The organism is Bacteroides sp. ET225, assembly GCF_024733745.1.
Classification (GTDB): domain Bacteria; phylum Bacteroidota; class Bacteroidia; order Bacteroidales; family Bacteroidaceae; genus Phocaeicola; species Phocaeicola excrementipullorum.
In genome coordinates, this window is record NZ_JANRHN010000009.1 from 93,575 (window position 1) to 100,186 (window position 6,612).

2 protein-coding genes and 2 pseudogenes are annotated in these 6,612 nt (G+C 47.2%); 3 read left to right on the top strand and 1 reads right to left on the bottom strand.

All coding sequences use genetic code 11. The features are described 5' to 3' along the window. Positions 1-372 precede the first annotated feature (372 nt). Positions 373-2,663, top strand: a pseudogene (locus NW212_RS06325) (TonB-dependent receptor). A 48-nt stretch (positions 2,664-2,711) separates the two neighbouring features. Further along, entirely contained in the window at positions 2,712-4,904 is a 2,193-nt protein-coding gene (locus NW212_RS06330; protein ID WP_258337802.1) for an alpha-galactosidase, read from the top strand. Positions 4,905-4,967: 63 nt separating this feature from the next. On the opposite strand, the gene pncB is transcribed toward NW212_RS06330, so the two are convergent. Beyond that, a complete protein-coding gene (gene pncB, locus NW212_RS06335) occupies positions 4,968-6,134 on the bottom strand; it encodes a nicotinate phosphoribosyltransferase (protein WP_258337803.1) in 1,167 nt (388 codons plus the stop codon). A 308-nt stretch (positions 6,135-6,442) separates the two neighbouring features. On the opposite strand from pncB, the pseudogene NW212_RS06340 reads away from it, so the two are divergent. After that, positions 6,443-6,612: pseudogene (locus NW212_RS06340) on the top strand (Arm DNA-binding domain-containing protein); the annotation flags it as partial.

Genomic DNA, 6,612 nt, shown 5'->3' on the forward strand with positions numbered 1-6,612 from the left:
GATTCATGCCCATAACCGTAAAGTTTATATTCCAAATACTGGAACGTATATTCCTGCCATTTGGGACATAAACTTTGCGCAATATCCGGAAAAAGACATCCGCAACAAACAAAACAAAAAGAAACTCCAAAGCCCGAAACATGCACTGGAAAATCTGCGCTCCCATCTACTTAAACCTATATACATAAAACAAGCAATATACTGTATTACAACATTTTAAGAATTAAACATACTAATACCAATCTACCTGATAACTACCCGAATACCACACAAAGCGATATGCAGACTATTTTTGCATCATCCAAAACTGGCAGATAGAAGCCGGAAACACAAGCAGCATATTTGTACACAACCTATTAAACCATTATTGATATGAAACCTAAATTCTTTTACCTTGCAATGGCGTCCTTCCTTCCTGCCCTAACACAACAGGCAGATGCGAAGCTGGCAAAACACATCCACTTGCAACAAGACTCACTCAAGACAGAAACCTCACAGAAGCCGGAAGGAAGCGAACGGAACGTAATGCTGAATGCTTCGGACGCAAACAAGCCTCGTGAAATCCAGATAGGACTGCCTAGCGAAGATGTCAATGTATATGAAAACGGACTACCTGCCGTATATTCTTCTGCGGTACACAGACTGGCTGCCCATTGGAGAAGCGATGCAAGCTTGGGAGAGGTGGGACTGCTCACTCCTTCTGAATCGGCTATCATGACAGGAAACATTGCCTACTCAGTCAACTCCTTCAGCAAACTCGGACAAAAGGAATTTAAAGGAATACTGAATTACCGTGCCAACCATTTCGGGATGCAGCAGTTCGACCTAAATGTATCGGGCGGAATCGGTGACAAGTGGCTGTATACTGCAAGCGCATACCAAAATTTCGACCCGGGAAGTTTCGACTTGAAAATCGATGAATATTCCGACCGGACACAGCTTTACCATGCCGGACTTACACGGCTCTTCAATAATAACAAAGGCAAGATTACCTTGATGTACAAATATGCGAACAGCCGGAATCCAGGGAACTTCTTCAACCAGGCCCCGTTCATCTATACAGGAGATGGATCGGTAAAGGAGCTTCCGGGATTTCCTCTAGGGACCACTTCATACGGACCCAAGAACGGAGATATCGAATATATGGATATCATGGACGGACAAATGAAAAAAGCAAACCTGAAAGATCTTACGCATAACCGCTCGCACGAGGTTGCACTACTCACGGACTATGCTTGCGACAACGGCATGAGATGGACGCTGAACATGAAATATATGAACGCTCCGGAAGCGAACTACGTGGACTTCGGCGGAAGTACAATTTCCAGAATCACAGCAACAGACGGATATATTGACGGAGATGGAAATCCATTTGAAGGGTTGGTGGAAGGCAGACGCACATGGCTACACGCTGGAAAGGTACAGAACTTCCTTGCCACTTCCGAACTTCAAAAGCAATTCGGCCGTCACGGACTCCGTCTGGGACTGAACGAATGGTATTACCATCTGGACTACCACTCGTCTTCATTCCAATGGATAGGTTCCGTACAGGAATACCCTGAGATACTTACAGGACCTGACGGAAAGAAATTTCGCGGCTTCAACGAACTGAGTCCGGAATACACGGTCGGGTATGAAAACAAGCTGGCACTCTATCTGACAGACAACTGGCAGATAGCTCCGAATCTGAACCTGTATTATGGAGGGCGTCTGGAATACTACCGCATGTCAGCCGACCAGATTCCCTATACACGCTATCCCGGCTTCCACATCGGAGATGTACATACCTATAGCAATGCAGACGGATCGACTTATACGGAAACCATCGCTCCACACAAGGTAGTGAAAGACAAACTGAATTATGCAGCCACAGCACGCATTACATACAAAAAGAGTTCGGCATCACAGCCGACGGAACCATCGCAACCCGATTCCCGCGCATCAACGAATATGCCGGAACAGGACCAACGGAAGATCAGTACAACCGGGTGACCATTCCGCTGGTACGCGGCGGACTCTTCTACAAAAACAACTGGATTGACCTGACTTCGATGGTCACATACATCGCCAAGTCAAACAACATAGACCAGCAGAACATCACCAAACCAGGAACGACCGAATCGAAGACTACGCTGCTGATTTACGACATCCAAACTTTGGGATGGACTACATCCGCTGAAATTGACCCTTTCAAGGGATTCCATCTGCATGCGCTGTTCACCTACCAGAAGCCGGTCTACAACAACTACGAAGCGACCGTCACCTTCAACGACGGCTCTACCCAAACACTGAACGCCAACGGAAACATCGTAAAGGAAATTCCGCAAATCCTGCTGGAACTCGACCCAAGCTACAATATTACGGATGACTTGCGTGTTTGGCTAAGTTTTCGTTACTTTGGGAAGACATACGCGAATCTTACCGATGCGCTCTATTTCAACGGACGCTGGGAAACTTTCGGCGGTGTGAACTGGAACGTGAACAAACACCTCTCGCTGGGAGTAGGTGTAATCAACTTCCTGAACCAAAAAGGCGCAAGCGGTACAATCAGCGGCTCGGAACTTATATCGAAAGAGGAAGCGGCTCAGTTCAACAACACGTATATGAGCGGGACTTACCTCCGCCCGTTCACGATTGAATTCAGTGCAAGCATCAAATTTTGAAACAGAGAGATAAACTCTCACATTAAACAACAACTAATAAACAAAACCATGAAAAAAGTATTATTGGCAACAGCATTGGCCTGCATGAGCCTCACGCAGGTAGACGCAGCCGAACAAAAAATCATCCGTATCTCTACAGACAACACGGATCTGGTCCTGCAAGTGGCTCCCAACGGACGTCTCTACCAATCTTATTTCGGAGAGAAGTTGCTGCATGAGAACGACCTGAAAAACCTTCCGTGGAACATTCATGCAGGTTCTGACGGCAGCGTCACCCCAAGAGGATGGGAAGTGTACAGCGGTTCGGGCAACGAAGACTATTTCGAACCGGCAATAGCCGTCACACACAGCGACGGGAATCCGTCTACTTATCTTTACTATGTATCTTCGTCGACGCAGCAGGTGGAGGGCGGAACACAAATCACCATCAACCTGCGCGACGACAAATATCCGGTGGACGTGACACTGCACTACGTGGCCTATCCCAAAGAAAATGTCATCAAGACATGGAGCGAAATCAAGCATCAGGAAAAGAAGCCGGTATACCTCTCAAGATACGCTTCAACCATGCTTTATTTCAACCGCACGGCATATTATCTGACAGAGTTCAGCGGCGACTGGGCAAAGGAAATGCAGATGAGCACCCAGCAGTTGCAGCCGGGAAAGAAAATCCTCGACACAAAGCTGGGAAGCCGTGCCGCCATGCACATGCAGCCTTTCTTTGAGGTTGGACTCGACCAGCCGGCCGACGAGCAGAAAGGAGATGTGCTGATGGGCACCCTCGGATGGACCGGCAACTTCCGCTTCACTTTTGAAGTAGACAATGCAGGCAACCTCCGCATAATCCCTGCCATCAATCCGTATGCTTCAAGATATGAACTGAAAGCCGACGAAGTGTTCACCACTCCGGAATTCATCTTCACATTAAGCCACGAAGGTACCGGTACGGGAAGCCGCAACCTCCAGGCTTGGGCAAGAAACTATCAGCTGAAGGACGGCAAGAAAAGCCGGATGACCCTGCTGAACAACTGGGAAAATACGGCTTTCAACTTCAATCAGGAAATTCTTGCAGGACTGATGAAAGAAGCAAAGCATTTGGGCGTGGACATGTTCCTGCTTGATGACGGATGGTTCGGAAACAAATATCCGCGCAAAAATGACCATGCAGGCTTGGGTGACTGGGAAGTGACTCATGACAAACTTCCCGGAGGCATCAAAGCATTGACAGACGCAGCTAAGGAAGCCGGAGTGAAGTTCGGCATCTGGATCGAGCCTGAGATGGTCAACCCGAAGAGCGAGCTGTTCGAGAAGCATCCCGACTGGGCCATCCACTACCCAAACCGTGAAATGTATTTCTATCGCAACCAATTGGTGCTTGACCTGAGCAACCCCAAAGTGCAGGATTACGTTTACAGCGTAGTCGACAACATTCTGAAAGAAAACCCCGAAGTGGCCTATTTCAAATGGGACTGCAACAGCCCGATTACAAACATCTACTCGCCGTATCTGAAAGACAAACAAGGGCAACTGTATATCGACCACGTGCGCGGTGTATATAATGTGATGAAACGCGTAAAGGAAAACCATCCGGACATCCCGATGATGCTCTGCTCGGGAGGCGGCGCGCGCTGCGACTATGAGGCTCTCAAATATTTCACCGAATTCTGGTGCAGCGACAATACGGATCCGGTTGAAAGAATATTCATCCAATGGGGATTCTCGCAGTTCTTCCCGGCAAAGGCTATGTGCGCGCATGTAACAAGCTGGAACAGAAATACATCCATAAAGTTCCGCACAGATGTCGCGTCAATGTGCAAACTGGGATTCGACCTGGGACTGAAAGATTTGAGCAAAGACGAGCTGACATACTGCCAGGAGGCTGTGGCCAACTGGAAACGCTTCCAGCCCGCCATCATGGACGGAACGCAATACCGCCTTGTATCTCCTTACGAAAGCAACCACATGGCTGTAAACTATGTAAGCCAGGACAAAAGTCAGGCCATTCTTTTTGCCTACGACATTCATCCGCGCTTCCAGGAGAAACTGATGGCCGTAAAACTGCAGGGGCTCAATCCTGACGCCATGTACAAGATAGAAGAAATCAATCTGATGCCGCATACCGCATCAACTCTGAAAGCCAATGGAAAGGTGCTTTCGGGTGATTATCTGATGAAAGTGGGTCTGGACGTATTCGGATTTGCACAGACCCGGAGCCATGTGATATCCATCACGGCACAATAAACATTCATTTTTTCCTATATGACGAAGGTACTGCAAACCATTTGCAGTGCCTTCGTTTTTTTGCTATGAAATGCGCAGCTCGTGCAGGCAGGCTTCCACTTCTGTCATGCTTCCCATGTGTTTTCCCATATCATCAGAAAGCTTCACGCATTCCCTCCACTCCTGATTGACATTCATCTTGCAGCGCGAAAGCTTCATCACAATATTCGACGGACGATAGCCCGTGTCATTCGTCAGATTGGTACCGATGCCAAAAGAACATCTGATTTTCCCCGAACAATAGTTGAATATATGCAAAGCCTTTTCAAAGTCAAGGGCGTTGCTAAAGATTATGGTCTTGGTTGCAGGATCAATTCCCAGTTCCTTATAGCGGGCTATCAGCCTGTCGATGAACTCATATTCATTCCCGGAGTCACATCTCACCCCGTCAAACAGCTTGGCCTGCTTCCGGCTGAAATTGCTCAAGAACGAATCAGACGTATAAGTATCAGACAAAGCGGTTCCCAGATCGCCGTCATACACGTTCACCCAATTCTCAAGCGCCATATAATTGGCGTGCTTGTACCCGAACTGGGCCCCATGAAACATGAACCATTCGTGCGGATGGGTACCCATCGGCAGCATACTGTATTTCATCGCCAGATAACAATTGGAGGTTCCCGTGCAATACCGGGCATTCTTTTTCAGATAGGCAACAACCTTGTCCTGCACATCAAAAGAGAACCGCCTCCTCGTTCCAAATTCAGAAAAGAGCATCTTGTTTTCGTTTGAAAGCTTCACCTTCTCGGCAAGCCTTACCATCCAGTCCGCATCATCAGGTATGCGGTTCATGAACTGATTCTTGATTTCGGAAACGATAGCCAGCAACGGCACTTCATACAAAGTAACCTTATAAAGAAAATCGGTCACCTCAATATGCAAATGTTTTTCTTCATCCAGATAAACTTCTATCTTTTGCGGATCGAATCGAAATGATGAAAGCCACTCCCAGTATACTCTCGGCAGGAAACGGCAATGCTTGCACATGTATTCCAGCTCATTTTCCTGAAGCACGACCAGACTCAGGTTCTGTATTTCATTCTTCAAGGCCTCCAGAAACCCGAGGGTATATTCGGTTTCATCCCTGTCCTTAAAAGAAAAGGTTCCCATAGCATAAGGGAAAAGCTTGATGTACGCATACGAGGTGGTGAACTTATACAGATCTGTATCTAAAATTGTCTTTATAACCATAATCTCTTATCTAAATTTGTCCTTAATACTGTTTTTCATTGACAAGCACAAACTTACGGAAAATCTGTGGAATATCCGCCGGATTTCGGCAGAAATGCGAATTTGAAATTGAAGATTAAGCAGTTAGGAGGAAATCACGGAAGTTGGACTGAAGGCTGAAAACCGTTCCCAAGCGGATTGAAGCAGAAGATGGGGTTCCTGTTCATTACCCGATGAAAGTGCAGATTTAACAATCATCATTCTGCGCAGGTTTGCTTGTCAGGGTTCAACTCGTTGAATTATGGTTTTGCGGCCAAAAAAGAACGAGTATGACAAGGAGCACATTTCGCGTGCTGTTCTATGCGAACAACAGCAAGAAGAAGAACGGAATTGTCCCCATCATGGGACGGGTTACAATCAACGGGACGGTGGCACAGTTCAGTTGCAAGCGGAGCATCTCAAAGGAGCTTTGGGATGAAAAGGAAACCGTGCCAAAGAC